Raw genomic sequence first — 14,845 nt, forward strand, 5'->3', positions numbered from 1 at the left:
AAGCCCGGCTCCAGCGGCTCGATGACGAACCGGGAGCGGAACTCGTCAACGACCTCTTCGGTCAGCGACGGACGCTGAGCGATAAGCATGTTGCGTTCCTTCAGTCGTGGGCGCCCACTATTTGACGCCCCCAGATACTGACAAGGGTACGGGCGGCACGACCCCGAAGGGGCCGTACCGCCCGGACCCACGAGCTACTGCCTGGAGCAGAGCCCGAAAAAATCAGACGCGGCGACGCTTGGGCGGGCGGCATCCGTTGTGCGGGGTGGGGGTGACGTCCTGGATCGAACCGACCTCCAGGCCGGTGGCCTGGAGCGAACGGATCGCGGTCTCGCGGCCGGAGCCCGGACCCTTGACGAAGACGTCAACCTTGCGCATGCCGTGCTCCTGCGCGCGGCGGGCGGCCGACTCGGCGGCCATCTGCGCGGCGAAGGGGGTGGACTTGCGCGAGCCCTTGAAGCCGACGTGGCCGGCGGAGGCCCAGGAGATCACGTTGCCCGAGGGGTCCGTGATCGAGACGATCGTGTTGTTGAACGTGCTCTTGATGTGCGCGTGGCCGTGAGCGACGTTCTTCTTTTCCTTGCGACGCACCTTCTTGGCTGCGCCCTGACGACCCTTGGGGGGCATGTCTTGACTCCAGATGGAGAGGGGAGGTGATCGGTCCTACAGCGAAGACCGCTGGTTGCTGCGGATGACCGGTGGCCCGGACGCCCGCAGTGCGTCCGCTGAGGACTACTTCTTGCCCGGCTTCTTCTTGCCGGCGATCGCGCGACGCGGGCCCTTGCGGGTACGAGCGTTCGTGCTGGTGCGCTGGCCGTGGACCGGCAGGCCGCGGCGGTGACGCAGACCCTGGTAGCAGCCGATCTCGACCTTGCGGCGGATGTCGGCCTGAATCTCGCGACGGAGGTCACCCTCGGTGCGGAGGTTGGCGTCCACGTACTCGCGGATCTTGACCAGGTCCTCTTCGGCCAGGTCGCGAACGCGGGTGTTGGGGTTCACGCCAGTGGTGGCGAGAATCTCCTTGGACCGGGTGCGCCCGATACCGAAGACGTAGGTGAGGGCAACCTCCACGCGCTTTTCGCGCGGGATGTCAACACCTGAAACGCGTGCCATTCAATGGCTCCAGTTGTTAATTCGGGGGTCTTCCGCAGTGCCGCTCCCGACCGCCGACCTCTCATGGCGAGAGATGGTACGCCCGGGTCCCCGGCCCCCACCGGAGGTGTCGTCAGCCGAAGCTTGGACGGACTCTGCGTATGTACGTTTTACGTGCGTCGCGCGAAGTACTGCGAGATGCAGGGGGTCGTGCGTCAGCCCTGGCGCTGCTTGTGGCGCAGGTTGTCGCAGATGACCATGACCCGACCGTGACGGCGGATCACCTTGCACTTGTCGCAGATCTTCTTGACGCTCGGCTTGACCTTCATGGGATGTCAGGTTCTCCGGGTCAGTGCCGTCACCACGCGGAAGCGAGGTGGAGGCAAGATCTACTTGTAGCGGTAGACGATCCGGCCACGCGTCAGGTCGTACGGGGAGAGCTCCACGACGACCCGGTCATCCGGAAGGATTCGGATGTAGTGCATCCGCATCTTGCCGCTGATGTGCGCGAGGACCTTGTGACCGTTCTGGAGCTCCACCTTGAACATGGCGTTCGGGAGGGACTCGATCACGGTGCCCTCAATTTCGATGGCACCTTGCTTCTTGGCCACGCTTCGCCTTTCGAATCGGCTACCTTGATCGACTTTCGGCATCGCATGCGGACACACTGATGCACGACAGCCGACGAGTCAGTCTACGTCAGCGGACTCCAAAAGACGAATCCGTCAAGTTTGCCCACCGGAGGAGATCCTTAGACCTCGACAAGCGGGTCAAATCCCCCGGGCACCGTCAGCCCAGCGGGTCGGGCGCCGCCTCGATGCCGTACTGCGCCAGCTTCGCCCGGCCGCAGTCGGGGGCGGTCAGGACCAGGGGGCCCTGCTCGGTGAGGGCGATCGAGTGCTCCCAGTGGGAGGACCAGGTGCCGTCCGTCGTGATGACCGTCCAGTCGTCCTGGAGCACCTCGGTCTGCGCCGTACCGAGCGAGACCATCGGCTCGATGGCCAGGCAGACTCCGGGGACCAGCTTGATGCCCTTGCCGCGCTTGCGGGCGACGTAGTTCAGCAGGTGCGGGTCCATGTGCATCTCGGTGCCGATGCCGTGGCCGCCGTAGTCCTCGATGATCCCGTACTTGCCGGTGGCGGGGCGGGGCTGGCGGCGGATGTAGGACTCGATCGCCTTCGAGATGTCGACCAGGCGGTTGTTCACCTTCATCGCGGCGATGCCGGCCCACATGGACTCCTCGGTCACCCGGGAGAGCTCGACCAGCTCCGGTGCGTGACCGGTGCCGACGAAGGCCGTGTACGCGGCGTCGCCGTGCCAGCCGTCGACGATCGCGCCGGCGTCGATGGAGATGATGTCGCCGTCCTTGAGGACCGTCTTCTCGTCCGGGATGCCATGGACGACGACCTCGTTGACCGAGGTGCAGATGGTCGCGGGGAACCCGCCGTAACCGAGGAAGTTCGACTTCGCACCGTGGTCGGCGATCACCTTGCGGGCGACCTGGTCCAGGTCCAGCGTGGTGGCGCCGGGCACCGCCGCCTCGCGGGTGGCCGCGTGAATGGCAGCGACCACCAGCCCCGCCTCGCGCATCTTCGCGATCTGCTCGGGGGTCTTGATCTGCACCATTGCGCGGCGCCTCTCTGCATCGGACTGCATCGAACGGTGGTGTCTGCGGCGTACTCACACAACGATACGGCGCAAACAGTCGGCCGCGGCGCCCATGGACGCCGCGGCCGACTGCACAAGTACTGCGGGGTTCTGCGCTCAGTCCTTGTCGGACTTGAGGGCCTCCATCGCCCGCTCGGTCACATCTGTGACCTTGCCGAGCGCGGAGATGGTGACCACCAGGTTCTGGGCCCGGTAGTAGTCGATGATCGGCTCGGTCTGCGTGTGGTAGACCTCCAGCCGGGTACGCACCGTCTCCTCGGTGTCGTCGTCGCGCTGGTACAGCTCGCCGCCGCAGACGTCGCAGACGCCCTCGGTCTTCGGCGGGTTGTACGTCACGTGGAAGACGTGGGAGCCCTCGTTCCGGCAGATCCGGCGGCCGGCGATGCGCTTGACCACCTCGTCCTCGGGGACCTCCAGGTCCAGGACCGCGTCGAGCTTGGTGCCCTCGTCCTTCAGCATGGCGTCAAGAGCCTCGGCCTGACCCACGTTGCGCGGGAAGCCGTCCAGCAGGAAGCCGTTCTCGGCGTCCGGCTGGGACATGCGGTCCTTGGCCATCCCGATGGTGACCTCGTCCGGCACCAACTGACCTGCGTCCATGAAGGCGCGGGCCCGCTTGCCAAGGTCGGTGCCCTGGCTGATGTTGGCGCGGAAGAGATCGCCCGTGGAGATCTGCGGAATCGACAGGTTCTTGGCAAGGTACGCAGCCTGCGTTCCCTTGCCGGCACCGGGCGGCCCGACGAGGACGATTCGCATCAGCGGAGGAACCCTTCGTAATTGCGCTGCTGGAGCTGACTCTCGATCTGCTTCACGGTCTCCAGCCCCACACCCACGATGATCAGGATGCTCGTCCCGCCGAACGGGAAGTTGGCGTTCGCACCACCGAAGCCGGCCAACGCCATCGTCGGCACAAGAGCGATCAGACCCAAGTACAGCGAGCCCGGCCAAGTGATCCTGTTGAGCACGTAGCTCAGGTACTCGGCAGTAGGTCGACCAGCCCGGATACCCGGGATGAACCCACCATACTTCTTCATGTTGTCGGCGACTTCCTCGGGGTTGAACGAAATCGCCACATAGAAGAAGGCGAAGAAGACGATCAACAGGAAGTACGCCGTGATGTAGTACGGGTGGTCGCCCTTGACGAAGTTGTCCTTGATCCAGGTCGCCCAGCCCGCGGTCGAGTTGGAGAACTGGACGATCAGGGCAGGGATGTAGAGCAGCGAAGAAGCGAAGATGACGGGAATCACACCCGCCTGGTTGACCTTCAGCGGAATGTACGTCGAGGTACCGCCGTACGACCTGCGGCCGATCATGCGCTTCGCGTACTGCACCGGGATGCGGCGCTGGGCCTGCTCGACGAAGACGACGAGGCCCACCATCACGAAGCCGATCAGGATGACGGTGCCGAACTCGATCCAGCCGTCGGCCAGCTTGCCGCTGGTCTTGATGGCCCACAGGGCACCGGGGAAGCTGGCGGCGATCGAGATGAACATCAGGATCGACATGCCGTTGCCGATGCCGCGGTCGGTGATGAGCTCACCGAGCCACATGACGGCCGCGGTGCCCGCGGTCATCGTGATGACCATCACGATGGTCGTGAAGATCGACTGGTTCGGCACGATCTGATCGGCGACCGGGCAGCCGCTGAACAGCGCGCCACTGGTGGCGGTGGCCACCAGGCCGGTGCCCTGGAGGATGGCGAGCGCGACGGTCAGATAACGCGTGTACTGCGTGATCTTGGCCTGGCCGGACTGCCCCTCCTTCTTGAGCGCCTCGAGTCGGGGAATCACCACGGTCAGCAGCTGAAGAATGATGCTGGCCGTGATGTACGGCATGATGCCGAGCGCGAAGATCGTGATCTGCAGCAGTGCACCACCGCTGAACATGTTCACCAGGCCGAAGAGGCTGTTGTTGCCCTTGCTGGCCTGATCAACACAGGTCTGGACGTTCTCGTAGCTCACTCCCGGGACCGGGATGTGTGCCCCGAGCCGGTAGAGCACGATGATGCCGAGCGTGAAGAGCAGCTTCTTGCGCAGGTCGGGCGTCTTGAACGCCCGGGCGAACGCGGTGAGCACGGTGCCTCCTGCGACCCCCGCGCAATGCGTAGAGGTGACGGTCTTGAGGATCGACGAATACGTAAAAGTCAAAGCCCCCGGGGCGGGTGCCCAGAGGGGTACCACACAACAACGCACGCCACCTTACCGGCGACCATGCCCCCCTAGGAACGACCAACCGGGGATGCCCCATATGAGAGGCATCCCCGGTCGGATGTTCAGGCCATCGAGTTGTCTCAGACGAGCTCGGTGACGGTGCCGCCGGCGGCGGCAATCTTCTCCTTGGCGGAGCCGGAGACGGCGTCAACCGAAACCTGCAGTGCCACGGAGATCTCGCCCTGTCCGAGGACCTTGACGAGGTGGTTGTTGCGCACCGCACCCTTGGCGACCAGGTCGGCCACGGTGACCTCTCCACCCTCGGGGTAGAGCGTCGCGAGCTTGTCCAGGTTCACGACCTGGTACTCGGTGCGGAACGGGTTCTTGAAGCCCTTGAGCTTCGGGAGACGCATGTGGAGGGGCATCTGCCCACCCTCGAAGCGCTCCGGAACCTGGTAACGGGCCTTGGTGCCCTTGGTGCCACGACCGGCGGTCTTACCCTTGGACGCCTCACCACGACCCACACGGGTCTTGGCGGTCTTGGCGCCCGGGGCGGGCCGGAGGTCATGGGCCTTCAGCGGCTTGTTCTCCGCCATGTCAGTCGACCTCCTCAACCGTCACGAGGTGGCGGACGGTGTGCACCATTCCGCGGAACTCGGGGCGGTCCTCCTTGACAACCACGTCGTGCAGGCGCTTGAGCCCGAGCGAACGCAGGGTGTCGCGGTGGTTCTGCTTGCTGCCGATGTACGACTTCGTCTGCGTGATCTTGAGGCGAGCCATTACGCACCCGCTCCCGCACGCGCACGAAGCAGAGCCGCGGGGGCGACGTCCTCGAGCGGCAGACCACGGCGGGCCGCGATCTCCTCGGGACGCTGCAGGCCCTTGAGGGCCGCCACGGTCGCGTGCACGATGTTGATCGCGTTGTCGGAGCCGAGCGACTTCGACAGGATGTCGTGAACGCCGGCGCACTCCAGAACGGCGCGCACCGGGCCACCGGCGATAACACCGGTACCGGGGGAAGCAGGCTTCAGCAGGACGACGCCCGCAGCCTTCTCGCCCTGGATCGGGTGAGGAATGGTGCCCTGGATGCGCGGAACCTTGAAGAAGTTCTTCTTGGCTTCCTCGACACCCTTGGCGATGGCCGCGGGAACTTCCTTGGCCTTGCCGTAACCGACACCGACGGTGCCGTCACCATCGCCCACCACGACCAGCGCGGTGAAGCTGAAGCGACGACCACCCTTCACAACCTTGGCGACGCGGTTGATCGCGACAACGCGCTCAACGTACGCGGTCTTCTCGGCGGCAGCTGCGCCGCCGTCACGGCCCTTCCGGTCCCGCCGCTCGCCGCCACCGGCACCGCTTCCGCGGCGCTGGGGTCCAGCCATTGGATTTACCTCTCTCTGTTACGTCCGCTGTGCGTAGGAACCGGGCTCAGAACTTCAGACCGGCTTCACGGGCGGCGTCAGCCAGAGCGGCAATCCGCCCGGCGTACTGGTTACCACCGCGGTCAAACACGACGGCCTCGACGCCTGCGGCCTTGGCGCGCTCAGCGACCAGGGCGCCGACCTGCTTGGCCTGGGTGCTCTTGTCGCCCTCGCCACCACGGATGGAGACGTCCAGGGTCGACGCCGACGCGAGCGTGTGGCCCGCGATGTCGTCGATGACCTGAGCCACCATGTGGCGGTTGGACCGCGTCACGACCAAGCGCGGACGCTCCGGCGAACCGGAGATGTGCTTGCGGACGCGGATGTGGCGACGCTTGAGGGCGGCACGCTTGTAGGCGTCGCCCTTGGCGATCTTCACGCCGTATGCCATGGCTACTTACCAGCCTTTCCGACCTTGCGGCGGATGACCTCGCCGGCGTACTTGACGCCCTTGGCCTTGTACGGGTCAGGCTTCCGCAGCTTGCGGATCTTGGCCGCGGTCTCGCCGACCTTCTGCTTGTCGATGCCCTCGACGGAGAACTTCGTGGGGGACTCCACCTTGAAGGTGATGCCCTCCGGGGCCTCGATCAGGATCGGGTGGCTGTAGCCCAGGGCGAACTCCAGGTTGGAGCCCTTCGCCTGGACGCGGTAACCGACACCACTGATCTCGAGCGCCTTGGTGTATCCCTGGGTCACACCGGTGATCATGTTCGCCACCAGCGTGCGGGACAGGCCGTGAAGGGCCTTGTTCTGACGCTCGTCGTTCGGGCGGGCGACGTTCAGAACGCCGTCCTCACCCTTGGTGACCTCGATCGGCGACGCGACGGTGTGCGAGAGGGTGCCCTTGGGCCCCTTCACCGCGACCGTGCGGCCATCGATGGTGACGTCCACACCGGCGGGAACCTGGATGGGGAGCTTGCCGATTCGCGACATGAGCTATTCCTCCGTTCCCGACTACCAGACGTAGGCGAGGACTTCCCCACCTACGCCCTTCTTGCTGGCCTGCTGGCCGGTCAGGAGACCGTGGGACGTGGAGATGATCGCCACGCCCAGGCCGCCGAGGACCTTCGGCAGGTTGGTGGACTTTGCGTATACACGCAGACCCGGCTTCGAGATTCGCTTGATGCCGGCGATCGAGCGCTCGCGGTTCGGGCCGAACTTCAGCTCGAGGATGAGGTTCTTACCAACCTCGGCGTCCTCGACCTTCCAGCCGGTGATGAAGCCCTCCTGCTGGAGGATCTCCGCGATGTGCGACTTGATCTTGCTGTGCGGCATCGCGACATCGTCGTGGTACGCCGAGTTCGCGTTACGCAGACGCGTGAGCATGTCTGCGATGGGATCAGTCATGGTCATGAGTTGGCCTTCGGCCTCTCTCGCCGGGGTTTCCTGTATGCGCCATCCCTCTCCCCACTCAGAGGCAGGACGGGTGCGGTGCGGGGACCTACGGCGTAGTAAGTCGGTCTTGGGCGGCAGGCGCCCAACCCCACAAGCCTACGGCATGTGAGGCCGGACTCCTGCCGACCAGATGCTTACCGAGAGTCTCCGGTGATTCCCAACGCCCAAGGGGCGAAGGAGAATTACCAGGAGCTCTTGGTCACGCCCGGCAGCTCGCCACGGTGAGCCATCTCACGAAGGCACACGCGGCACAGGCCGAACTTGCGGTAGACGGAGTGGGGCCGGCCGCAGCGCTGGCAGCGGGTGTACCCGCGGACGCCGAACTTCGGCTTACGGGCGGCCTTAGCGATCAGAGCCTTCTTCGCCACGGTCAGTTCTCCTTGAACGGGAAGCCGAGGTGACGAAGGAGGGCACGACCCTCGTCGTCATTGGTCGCCGTGGTGACCACGGTGATGTCCATGCCCCGGACCCGGTCGATCTTGTCCTGGTCGATCTCGTGGAACATGACCTGCTCCGTGAGACCGAAGGTGTAGTTGCCACGGCCGTCGAACTGCTTCGGCGACAGACCACGGAAGTCACGGATACGCGGCAGCGCGAGCGACAGCGTACGGTCCAGGAACTCCCACATGCGGTCACCACGGAGGGTGACATGGCAGCCGATCGGCTGACCCTCGCGCAGCTTGAACTGCGCGATGGACTTGCGGGCCTTGGTGACGGCCGGCTTCTGGCCGGTGATCGTGGTGAGGTCGCGCACGGCGCCGTCGATCAGCTTGGAGTCGCGGGCGGCGTCGCCCACACCCATGTTGACCACGATCTTGACCAGGCCGGGGACCTGCATGACGTTCTCGTACGAGAACTCCTCACGCAGCTTGCCGGCGATTTCCTCGCGGTACTTCGTCTTCAGACGCGGAGTGGTGGTGGTAGCCATCAGATGTCCTCACCCGTCCGCTTGGCAACGCGGATCTTGTTGCCTTCGTCGTCGAAGCGGTAACCGACGCGCGTGACGACCTTGTTGCCGTCCTTCTCCACGACGAGCTGAACGTTGCTCACGTGGATGGGGGCCTCGGTCGTGACGATGCCACCGGTCTGCGAACCGCGAGCGGTCTGACCGGCCTTGGTGTGCTTCTTGACCCGGTTGACACCCTCGACGAGGACGCGGTCCTGAGCGGGGTAGGCCACGATGACCTTGCCCTGCTTGCCCTTGTCCTTACCGGTGATGACCTGAACCAGGTCGCCCTTCTTGATCTTCATGCTTACAGCACCTCCGGCGCGAGCGAGATGATCTTCATGAACTTCTTCTCGCGCAGTTCCCGGCCCACCGGGCCGAAGATGCGGGTGCCGCGGGGGTCACCGTCGTTCTTCAGAATGACGGCGGCGTTCTCGTCGAAGCGGATGTACGAGCCATCCTGACGGCGACGCTCCTTGACGGTGCGAACGATGACGGCCTTGACGACGTCACCCTTCTTCACGTTGCCACCGGGGATCGCGTCCTTGACGGTGGCGACGATGACGTCACCGATGCCCGCGTAGCGGCGACCCGAACCACCGAGAACACGGATGGTGAGGATTTCCTTCGCACCCGTGTTGTCGGCGACGCGAAGTCGCGACTCCTGCTGGATCACGTCTATCTCCTGATCGTCTGCCGGTTCCCGGCGGGGGCCGCTCCGTCACCGGAGCGGGCCCCACCGAGCCTGGCGGAACTTGCCTGAGGGGAATGCCCCTCAGGAATTACTTGGCCTTCTCGAGGATCTCGACGACGCGCCACCGCTTCGTGGCGGACAGCGGCCGGGTCTCCATCAGGAGGACGCGGTCGCCGACGCCGGCGGCGTTCTGCTCGTCGTGCGCCTTGAGCTTGTTCGTACGGCGGATGACCTTGCCGTACAGCGCGTGCTTGACACGGTCCTCGACAGCGACGACGACGGTCTTGTCCATCTTGTCGCTGACGACCAGACCCTCACGGGTCTTGCGGAAACCGCGGTCGGTGTTCGTCTCAGTCACAGTCTTCTCGCTCATCAGGCGCTCTCCACCGTCTCGATGCCCAGCTCGCGCTCGCGCATCAGGGTGTAGATCCGGGCGATGTCCTTACGGACGGACTTGAGCCGACCGTGGTTCTCGAGCTGCCCGGTCGCCGCCTGGAAGCGGAGGTTGAACAGCTCTTCCTTGGCCTCGCGGAGCTTGTTGAGGAGCTCCTCGCCGCCCAGTTCGCGCAGCTCGGACGCCTTGGTACCGGCCGACATCACGACTCACCTGCCTCGCGCCGAACGATCCGGCACTTCATCGGAAGCTTGTGAGCAGCGCGGGTGAGCGCCTCACGAGCAATCTTCTCGTTCGGGTAGGACAGCTCGAACATCACCCGACCGGGCTTGACGTTCGCGATCCACCACTCGGGAGAACCCTTACCGGAACCCATGCGGGTCTCGGCCGGCTTCTTCGTCAGGGGGCGGTCCGGGTAGATGTTGATCCAGACCTTGCCGCCACGCTTGATGTGGCGGGTCATCGCGATACGAGCTGCCTCGATCTGGCGGTTCGTCACGTACGCCGGGGTCAGCGCCTGGATGCCGTACTCGCCGAACGCAACCTGCGTGCCACCCTTGGACATACCGCTGCGCTTCGGGTGGTGCTGCTTGCGGTGCTTGACCCTACGGGGGATCAGCATTTCGGTCAGGCCTCCGTTCCGGTGCTCTCGGCAGCCGGAGCGGCAGCGGCGGGAGCCTCGGCCTTGGGGGCCTCGGCAGCCGGAGCCGACTGCTGCTGCGGCTTGCGACCGCGGCCGCCACGCTCGCCACCGCGGCCACCACGGCCGGCCGGGCGGTCAGCGCCGCCACGGGCCGGGCGGTTGCCTGCGCGGGCAGCGGCGTTCTCGGCGCGGACCTCGGCGATGTTCTTGACGTCGCCCTTGTAGATCCAGACCTTCACACCGATGCGGCCGAAGGTCGTCTTGGCCTCGAAGAAGCCGTAGTCGACGTTCGCGCGGAGCGTGTGCAGGGGCACACGGCCCTCGCGGTAGAACTCCGAGCGGGACATCTCGGCGCCGCCGAGGCGGCCACCGCACTGGATCTTGATGCCCTTGGCGCCGGCCTTCATCGAGGACTGCATGCTCTTGCGCATGGCCCGACGGAAGGAGACGCGGGAGGAGAGCTGCTCGGCGACGGCCTGGGCCACCAGCTGAGCGTCCACCTCGGGGTTCTTGACCTCGAGGATGTTCAGCTGGACCTGCTTGCCGGTCAGCTTCTCCAGCTCGCCACGGATGCGGTCGGCCTCGGCGCCGCGGCGACCGATGACGATGCCCGGGCGGGCGGTGTGGATGTCAACGCGGACGCGGTCGCGGGTGCGCTCGATCTCGACCTTCGAGATGCCGGCCCGCTCCATGCCCTTCGTCATCATGCGACGAATGGCGACGTCTTCCTTGACGTAGTCCTTGTACAGCTTGTCGGCGTACCAACGGGACTTGAAGTCCGTGGTAATGCCGAGCCGGAACCCGTGCGGGTTTACCTTCTGGCCCATTACCGGGTTCCTTCCTTGCTGCTGACGACCACGGTGATGTGGCTGGTCCGCTTACGGATCCGGTAGGCACGGCCCTGAGCACGCGGACGGAACCGCTTCAGGGTCGGGCCCTCGTCCACGTACGCCTCGCTGATGACCAGCGAAGAGGCGTCGGTGTGGTCGTAGTTGTGTGCAGCGTTGGCAATGGCGCTGTCCAGCACCTTGCCAACCGGCACGCTCGCGGCCTGCGGGGCGAAACGCAGGACCGCCTGAGCCTCCGTGGCATCCATGCCACGGATGAGGTCCACCACGCGGCGGGCCTTCATGGGCGTGACGCGGATGTACCGCGCCTGGGCCCTGGCTTCCATGGTTGTCCCTTCGGTGTAAGTCATAGTCAGTCACCCCGCGTTAGCGGCGCTTCGACTTCCGGTCGTCCTTGACGTGGCCGCGGAAGGTGCGAGTCGGCGAGAACTCGCCGAGCTTGTGGCCGACCATCGACTCGGTGACGAACACCGGGACGTGGATCTTGCCGTTGTGCACCGCGATGGTGTGACCCAGCATGGCCGGGACGATCATCGAGCGACGGGACCAGGTCTTGATGACGTTCTTGGTGCCTGCCTCGTTCTGTACGTCCACCTTCTTGATGAGGTGGCCGTCGACGAAGGGCCCCTTCTTGAGACTGCGCGGCATCTAAACCCGCTCCTAGCGCTTCTTGTTCGTCTTGCGGCGGCGGACGATGTACTTGTTCGATGCCTTCTTCGGCGAACGAGTACGACCCTCCTTCTGACCCCACGGCGAGACCGGGTGACGACCACCGGAGGTCTTGCCTTCACCACCACCGTGCGGGTGGTCAACCGGGTTCATCGCGACACCGCGGACGGTCGGGCGAACGCCCTTCCAGCGCATGCGGCCGGCCTTGCCCCAGTTGATGTTCGACTGCTCGGCGTTGCCGACCTCGCCGATGGTGGCGCGGCAGCGGGCGTCGACCAGGCGGATCTCACCCGACGGCATACGAAGGTGGGCCATGGTGCCCTCCTTCGCCAGCAGCTGCACGGAGGCACCCGCGGAACGGGCGAACTTCGCGCCGCCGCCGGGCCGCAGCTCGATGGCGTGGATGGTCGTACCGACCGGGATGTTGCGCAGCGCCAGGTTGTTGCCGGGCTTGATGTCGGCGGCCGGGCCGTTCTCGACACGGTCGCCCTGCGTCAGGCCACGCGGCGCGATGATGTAGCGCTTCTCGCCGTCCGCGTAGTGCAGGAGCGCGATGCGCGCGGTGCGGTTCGGGTCGTACTCGATGTGCGCGACCTTGGCCGGCACGCCGTCCTTGTCGTGACGACGGAAGTCGATCACTCGGTAGGCGCGCTTGTGGCCACCGCCCTGGTGGCGAACGGTCACACGACCGGCGTTGTTACGGCCGCCCTTGCTGTGCAGGGGGCGGACCAGCGACTTCTCCGGCGTGGACCGCGTGATCTCGACAAAGTCGGCGACGCTGGAGCCACGACGGCCCGGGGTCGTCGGCTTGTACTTGCGGATACCCATTTCTCAGTCCTCGTCCGATTCCGGACGACTCGACCTCCGTCAGGAGGTCGGGCCGCCGAAGATGTCGATACGGTCGCCCTCGGCGAGGGTCACGATGGCGCGCTTGGTGTCAGCGCGCTTGCCGAAACCGGTCTTGGTGCGCTTGCGCTTACCCTGCCGGTTGATCGTGTTGACCCCGGTGACCTTGACCGAGAAGACCGCTTCCACGGCCTGCTTGATCTGGGTCTTGTTGGAGCCGGGCGCGACGATGAACGTGTACTTGTTCTCGTCGAGCAGCGCGTAGCTCTTCTCGGAAACGACCGGCTTGACGAGAACGTCGCGCGGGTCCGAGTAGGTCTTGCTGGTAACGGTCGCCTCGCTCATCAGGCGTCGCTCCCTTCGGTCTCAGCGGTCTGGGGGCCAGACACGAAGGACTCGAGGGCGGCCTGGGTGAAGACCACGTCGTCAGAGACGATCACGTCGTACGTGTTCAGCTGGCCCGGCTCCAGGATGTGCACCTGGGGCAGGTTGCGGGCGGACAGCCACGCGGCCTCGTCGGCACGGTCGACGACCAGGAGCAGGTTCTTGCGCTCCGAGATCTTGCCGAACAGCGTCTTGGCGGCCTTCGTGGAGACAGCTCCGTCGACCACGCCGGTGACGACGTGGATGCGGGAGTGACGGGCCCGGTCGGAGAGGGCACCGCGCAGGGCGGCGGCCTTCATCTTCTTCGGGGTCCGCTGCGAGTAGTCACGCGGCTGCGGGCCGTGGACGACGCCACCGCCGGCGAACTGCGGCGCACGGGTCGAACCCTGGCGCGCGCGGCCGGTGCCCTTCTGGCGGTACGGCTTGCGGCCACCACCACGGACTTCGCCGCGGGTCTTGGTCTTGTGCGTGCCCTGACGGGCAGCTGCCAGCTGTGCGACGACGACCTGGTGGATCAGCGGAACGCTGGTCTTCGCGTCGAAGATCTCCGCGGGGAGCTCGACGGTACCGGCCTTGTCGCCTGCCGGCGAAAGGATGTCAATGGTGCTCATTACCTCAAGCCCCCTTGGCCGCGGTACGGACCAGGACGAGGCCGCCGTTCGGACCGGGGACTGCGCCCTTGATGAGGAGCAGACCCTTCTCCGCGTCAACCGCGTGGATGGTCAGGTTCTGGGTGGTGACACGCTCGTTGCCCATGCGACCCGCCATGCGCATGCCCTTGAAGACACGGCCGGGGGTGGCACAGCCACCGATGGAGCCGGGCATACGGTGCACACGGTGGGCACCGTGGGACGCCTTGCCACCCTTGAAGTTGTGACGCTTCATCACACCGGCGAAGCCCTTGCCCTTGCTCTTGCCCGTGACGTCGACCTTGACGCCGGACTCGAACACCTCGGCAGTGACCTCCTGGCCCAGCGTGTACTCGCTGGCGTCAGGGGTGCGGAGCTCCACCAGGTGGCGGCGCGGGGTGACGTCGGCCTTGGCGAAGTGGCCCTTGAGGGGCTTGTTCACCTTGCGGGGGTCGATCTCGCCGAAGGCGATCTGGACTGCCTCGTAGCCGTCGTTGTCGTTGGTGCGGACCTGGGTGACGACGCAGGGCCCGGCCTTGACGACGGTCACCGGGACGACCCGGTTGTTCTCGTCCCAGACCTGGGTCATGCCGAGCTTCTCGCCCAGGACGCCCTTAATGTTCTTAGCCATCTCGCGCGTCACCTCAGAGCTTGATCTCGATGTCGACGCCCGCCGGCAGGTCGAGACGCATCAGCGAGTCAACCGTCTTCGGCGTGGGGTCGAGGATGTCGATGAGGCGCTTGTGCGTGCGCATCTCGAAGTGCTCGCGCGAGTCCTTGTACTTGTGCGGCGACTTGATGACGCAGTACACGTTCTTCTCAGTGGGCAGCGGCACCGGGCCCGCGACCGACGCACCAGTGCGGGTCACCGTCTCGACGATCTTCTTCGCCGAGGAGTCGATGACCTCGTGGTCGTAGGCCTTGAGCCGGATGCGGATCTTCTGTCCCGCCATGGCTACTAGTAGTCCTGTCTCTCATAACGCTCTGGAACCCGGGAGTTCTAACAACTCCACCTCCGACCCACGCGGTCGGGCGTGTCGCATCCCCTCTACGCAGATCTCCCGAA

At 65.5% G+C, this 14,845-nt stretch carries 28 protein-coding genes; all 28 read right to left on the minus strand.

Annotated elements, in window-relative coordinates; translation table 11 throughout:
• Positions 1 to 222 precede the first annotated feature (222 nt).
• The 28 genes from rpsK to rpsJ all read right to left on the minus strand — a co-directional run bounded on the left by rpsK (position 223) and on the right by rpsJ (position 14,732).
• Positions 223 to 627 carry a 30S ribosomal protein S11 gene (gene rpsK / locus EES42_RS05495; RefSeq protein WP_003956432.1) on the minus strand — a complete coding sequence of 135 codons (405 nt, stop codon included), beginning with the start codon at positions 625 to 627 and terminating at the stop codon, positions 223 to 225.
• Positions 628 to 732: 105 nt separating this feature from the next.
• Positions 733 to 1,113 carry a 30S ribosomal protein S13 gene (rpsM, locus tag EES42_RS05500; RefSeq protein WP_018519286.1) on the minus strand — a complete coding sequence of 127 codons (381 nt, stop codon included), beginning with the start codon at positions 1,111 to 1,113 and terminating at the stop codon, positions 733 to 735.
• A 194-nt stretch (positions 1,114 to 1,307) separates the two neighbouring features.
• Positions 1,308 to 1,421 (minus strand): 50S ribosomal protein L36, encoded by a 114-nt coding sequence (gene rpmJ / locus EES42_RS05505; RefSeq protein ID WP_003956441.1) that lies wholly within the window; start codon positions 1,419 to 1,421, stop codon positions 1,308 to 1,310.
• A gap of 60 nt (positions 1,422 to 1,481) precedes the next feature.
• Positions 1,482 to 1,703 (minus strand): translation initiation factor IF-1, encoded by a 222-nt coding sequence (gene infA / locus EES42_RS05510; protein ID WP_003956442.1) that lies wholly within the window; start codon positions 1,701 to 1,703, stop codon positions 1,482 to 1,484.
• A 178-nt stretch (positions 1,704 to 1,881) separates the two neighbouring features.
• Positions 1,882 to 2,718 (minus strand): type I methionyl aminopeptidase, encoded by an 837-nt coding sequence (gene map / locus EES42_RS05515; RefSeq protein ID WP_124716933.1) that lies wholly within the window; start codon positions 2,716 to 2,718, stop codon positions 1,882 to 1,884.
• Between the two features lie 138 nt (positions 2,719 to 2,856).
• Positions 2,857 to 3,513, minus strand: coding sequence for an adenylate kinase (locus EES42_RS05520; protein ID WP_124716934.1), 657 nt, complete (start codon positions 3,511 to 3,513; stop codon positions 2,857 to 2,859).
• Positions 3,513 to 4,832, minus strand: coding sequence for a preprotein translocase subunit SecY (gene secY / locus EES42_RS05525; protein ID WP_093540755.1), 1,320 nt, complete (start codon positions 4,830 to 4,832; stop codon positions 3,513 to 3,515). Before secY ends, EES42_RS05520 begins: the two co-directional genes overlap by 1 nt.
• Before the next feature lie 215 nt (positions 4,833 to 5,047).
• Positions 5,048 to 5,503 carry a 50S ribosomal protein L15 gene (rplO, locus tag EES42_RS05530; RefSeq protein ID WP_018550610.1) on the minus strand — a complete coding sequence of 152 codons (456 nt, stop codon included), beginning with the start codon at positions 5,501 to 5,503 and terminating at the stop codon, positions 5,048 to 5,050.
• A gap of 1 nt (position 5,504) precedes the next feature.
• Positions 5,505 to 5,687, minus strand: a complete 183-nt coding sequence (gene rpmD / locus EES42_RS05535) for a 50S ribosomal protein L30 (RefSeq protein WP_018550611.1) — start codon at positions 5,685 to 5,687, stop codon at positions 5,505 to 5,507.
• Positions 5,687 to 6,292, minus strand: a complete 606-nt coding sequence (rpsE, locus tag EES42_RS05540) for a 30S ribosomal protein S5 (RefSeq protein ID WP_030914151.1) — start codon at positions 6,290 to 6,292, stop codon at positions 5,687 to 5,689. The genes rpmD and rpsE overlap by 1 nt, the downstream gene beginning before the upstream one ends.
• A 46-nt stretch (positions 6,293 to 6,338) precedes the next feature.
• The gene (gene rplR, locus EES42_RS05545; RefSeq protein WP_093540756.1) at positions 6,339 to 6,722 is read right to left on the minus strand and encodes a 50S ribosomal protein L18; all 384 of its coding nucleotides are present in this window, start codon (positions 6,720 to 6,722) and stop codon (positions 6,339 to 6,341) included.
• 2 nt (positions 6,723 to 6,724) lie between these two features.
• Positions 6,725 to 7,264 (minus strand): 50S ribosomal protein L6, encoded by a 540-nt coding sequence (gene rplF / locus EES42_RS05550; RefSeq protein ID WP_124716935.1) that lies wholly within the window; start codon positions 7,262 to 7,264, stop codon positions 6,725 to 6,727.
• 21 nt (positions 7,265 to 7,285) lie between these two features.
• Positions 7,286 to 7,684 (minus strand): 30S ribosomal protein S8, encoded by a 399-nt coding sequence (rpsH, locus tag EES42_RS05555; protein WP_124716936.1) that lies wholly within the window; start codon positions 7,682 to 7,684, stop codon positions 7,286 to 7,288.
• Positions 7,685 to 7,908: 224 nt separating this feature from the next.
• A complete protein-coding gene (locus tag EES42_RS05565; RefSeq protein WP_003948630.1) occupies positions 7,909 to 8,094 on the minus strand; it encodes a type Z 30S ribosomal protein S14 in 186 nt (61 codons plus the stop codon).
• Between the two features lie 2 nt (positions 8,095 to 8,096).
• Positions 8,097 to 8,654: a 50S ribosomal protein L5 gene (rplE, locus tag EES42_RS05570; RefSeq protein ID WP_093540759.1), complete on the minus strand. Its 558-nt coding sequence runs from the start codon at positions 8,652 to 8,654 to the stop codon at positions 8,097 to 8,099.
• Positions 8,654 to 8,977, minus strand: a complete 324-nt coding sequence (gene rplX / locus EES42_RS05575) for a 50S ribosomal protein L24 (RefSeq protein WP_003966949.1) — start codon at positions 8,975 to 8,977, stop codon at positions 8,654 to 8,656. Before rplX ends, rplE begins: the two co-directional genes overlap by 1 nt.
• 2 nt (positions 8,978 to 8,979) lie before the next feature.
• Complete coding sequence (gene rplN, locus EES42_RS05580; RefSeq protein ID WP_003966950.1) at positions 8,980 to 9,348, minus strand: 50S ribosomal protein L14; 369 nt, start codon at positions 9,346 to 9,348, stop codon at positions 8,980 to 8,982.
• A 106-nt stretch (positions 9,349 to 9,454) separates the two neighbouring features.
• On the minus strand, positions 9,455 to 9,739 hold the full coding sequence (gene rpsQ, locus EES42_RS05585) for a 30S ribosomal protein S17 (RefSeq protein ID WP_030977953.1): 285 nt from the start codon (positions 9,737 to 9,739) through the stop codon (positions 9,455 to 9,457).
• Positions 9,739 to 9,963: a 50S ribosomal protein L29 gene (rpmC, locus tag EES42_RS05590; protein WP_124716937.1), complete on the minus strand. Its 225-nt coding sequence runs from the start codon at positions 9,961 to 9,963 to the stop codon at positions 9,739 to 9,741. Before rpmC ends, rpsQ begins: the two co-directional genes overlap by 1 nt.
• Entirely contained in the window at positions 9,963 to 10,382 is a 420-nt protein-coding gene (gene rplP / locus EES42_RS05595; RefSeq protein WP_014047785.1) for a 50S ribosomal protein L16, read from the minus strand. Before rplP ends, rpmC begins: the two co-directional genes overlap by 1 nt.
• A 5-nt stretch (positions 10,383 to 10,387) precedes the next feature.
• Complete coding sequence (gene rpsC, locus EES42_RS05600) at positions 10,388 to 11,230, minus strand: 30S ribosomal protein S3 (RefSeq protein WP_093540760.1); 843 nt, start codon at positions 11,228 to 11,230, stop codon at positions 10,388 to 10,390.
• A complete protein-coding gene (rplV, locus tag EES42_RS05605; protein WP_004571827.1) occupies positions 11,230 to 11,577 on the minus strand; it encodes a 50S ribosomal protein L22 in 348 nt (115 codons plus the stop codon). The genes rpsC and rplV overlap by 1 nt, the downstream gene beginning before the upstream one ends.
• A 40-nt stretch (positions 11,578 to 11,617) precedes the next feature.
• A complete protein-coding gene (gene rpsS / locus EES42_RS05610) occupies positions 11,618 to 11,899 on the minus strand; it encodes a 30S ribosomal protein S19 (protein WP_003966956.1) in 282 nt (93 codons plus the stop codon).
• A 12-nt stretch (positions 11,900 to 11,911) separates the two neighbouring features.
• Positions 11,912 to 12,748: a 50S ribosomal protein L2 gene (gene rplB / locus EES42_RS05615; protein WP_124716938.1), complete on the minus strand. Its 837-nt coding sequence runs from the start codon at positions 12,746 to 12,748 to the stop codon at positions 11,912 to 11,914.
• A gap of 39 nt (positions 12,749 to 12,787) precedes the next feature.
• Complete coding sequence (gene rplW, locus EES42_RS05620) at positions 12,788 to 13,111, minus strand: 50S ribosomal protein L23 (protein WP_014154589.1); 324 nt, start codon at positions 13,109 to 13,111, stop codon at positions 12,788 to 12,790.
• Positions 13,111 to 13,761 carry a 50S ribosomal protein L4 gene (gene rplD, locus EES42_RS05625; RefSeq protein WP_072485541.1) on the minus strand — a complete coding sequence of 217 codons (651 nt, stop codon included), beginning with the start codon at positions 13,759 to 13,761 and terminating at the stop codon, positions 13,111 to 13,113. The genes rplW and rplD overlap by 1 nt, the downstream gene beginning before the upstream one ends.
• A 4-nt stretch (positions 13,762 to 13,765) precedes the next feature.
• Positions 13,766 to 14,410 (minus strand): 50S ribosomal protein L3, encoded by a 645-nt coding sequence (rplC, locus tag EES42_RS05630; RefSeq protein ID WP_072485542.1) that lies wholly within the window; start codon positions 14,408 to 14,410, stop codon positions 13,766 to 13,768.
• Positions 14,411 to 14,423: 13 nt separating this feature from the next.
• Complete coding sequence (gene rpsJ, locus EES42_RS05635; protein ID WP_003948644.1) at positions 14,424 to 14,732, minus strand: 30S ribosomal protein S10; 309 nt, start codon at positions 14,730 to 14,732, stop codon at positions 14,424 to 14,426.
• Positions 14,733 to 14,845: the final 113 nt, after the last annotated feature.

Source organism: Streptomyces sp. ADI95-17, assembly GCF_003846175.1.
Classification (GTDB): Bacteria; Actinomycetota; Actinomycetes; order Streptomycetales; family Streptomycetaceae; genus Streptomyces; species Streptomyces sanglieri.

Excerpts from the sequence above, each read along its gene's own strand:
- rplE (WP_093540759.1), bottom strand. The coding sequence starts at position 8,654 with ATGGCTACCACCACCACTCCGCGTCTGAAGACGAAGTACCGCGAGGAA.
- rplO (WP_018550610.1), bottom strand. The coding sequence starts at position 5,503 with ATGGCGGAGAACAAGCCGCTGAAGGCCCATGACCTCCGGCCCGCCCCG.
- rpsS (WP_003966956.1), bottom strand. The coding sequence starts at position 11,899 with ATGCCGCGCAGTCTCAAGAAGGGGCCCTTCGTCGACGGCCACCTCATC.
- rpmC (WP_124716937.1), bottom strand. The coding sequence starts at position 9,963 with ATGTCGGCCGGTACCAAGGCGTCCGAGCTGCGCGAACTGGGCGGCGAG.
- EES42_RS05520 (WP_124716934.1), bottom strand. The coding sequence starts at position 3,513 with ATGCGAATCGTCCTCGTCGGGCCGCCCGGTGCCGGCAAGGGAACGCAG.
- rplB (WP_124716938.1), bottom strand. The coding sequence starts at position 12,748 with ATGGGTATCCGCAAGTACAAGCCGACGACCCCGGGCCGTCGTGGCTCC.
- rplD (WP_072485541.1), bottom strand. The coding sequence starts at position 13,761 with ATGAGCACCATTGACATCCTTTCGCCGGCAGGCGACAAGGCCGGTACC.
- rpsJ (WP_003948644.1), bottom strand. The coding sequence starts at position 14,732 with ATGGCGGGACAGAAGATCCGCATCCGGCTCAAGGCCTACGACCACGAG.
- rpsM (WP_018519286.1), bottom strand. The coding sequence starts at position 1,113 with ATGGCACGCGTTTCAGGTGTTGACATCCCGCGCGAAAAGCGCGTGGAG.
- rplV (WP_004571827.1), bottom strand. The coding sequence starts at position 11,577 with ATGGAAGCCAGGGCCCAGGCGCGGTACATCCGCGTCACGCCCATGAAG.
- map (WP_124716933.1), bottom strand. The coding sequence starts at position 2,718 with ATGGTGCAGATCAAGACCCCCGAGCAGATCGCGAAGATGCGCGAGGCG.
- rpmD (WP_018550611.1), bottom strand. The coding sequence starts at position 5,687 with ATGGCTCGCCTCAAGATCACGCAGACGAAGTCGTACATCGGCAGCAAG.
- rplX (WP_003966949.1), bottom strand. The coding sequence starts at position 8,977 with ATGAAGATCAAGAAGGGCGACCTGGTTCAGGTCATCACCGGTAAGGAC.
- rpsH (WP_124716936.1), bottom strand. The coding sequence starts at position 7,684 with ATGACCATGACTGATCCCATCGCAGACATGCTCACGCGTCTGCGTAAC.
- rpsK (WP_003956432.1), bottom strand. The coding sequence starts at position 627 with ATGCCCCCCAAGGGTCGTCAGGGCGCAGCCAAGAAGGTGCGTCGCAAG.
- rplR (WP_093540756.1), bottom strand. The coding sequence starts at position 6,722 with ATGGCATACGGCGTGAAGATCGCCAAGGGCGACGCCTACAAGCGTGCC.
- rplF (WP_124716935.1), bottom strand. The coding sequence starts at position 7,264 with ATGTCGCGAATCGGCAAGCTCCCCATCCAGGTTCCCGCCGGTGTGGAC.
- rpsE (WP_030914151.1), bottom strand. The coding sequence starts at position 6,292 with ATGGCTGGACCCCAGCGCCGCGGAAGCGGTGCCGGTGGCGGCGAGCGG.
- rpmJ (WP_003956441.1), bottom strand. The coding sequence starts at position 1,421 with ATGAAGGTCAAGCCGAGCGTCAAGAAGATCTGCGACAAGTGCAAGGTG.
- rpsQ (WP_030977953.1), bottom strand. The coding sequence starts at position 9,739 with ATGAGCGAGAAGACTGTGACTGAGACGAACACCGACCGCGGTTTCCGC.
- rplP (WP_014047785.1), bottom strand. The coding sequence starts at position 10,382 with ATGCTGATCCCCCGTAGGGTCAAGCACCGCAAGCAGCACCACCCGAAG.
- rplC (WP_072485542.1), bottom strand. The coding sequence starts at position 14,410 with ATGGCTAAGAACATTAAGGGCGTCCTGGGCGAGAAGCTCGGCATGACC.
- rplW (WP_014154589.1), bottom strand. The coding sequence starts at position 13,111 with ATGAGCGAGGCGACCGTTACCAGCAAGACCTACTCGGACCCGCGCGAC.
- rpsC (WP_093540760.1), bottom strand. The coding sequence starts at position 11,230 with ATGGGCCAGAAGGTAAACCCGCACGGGTTCCGGCTCGGCATTACCACG.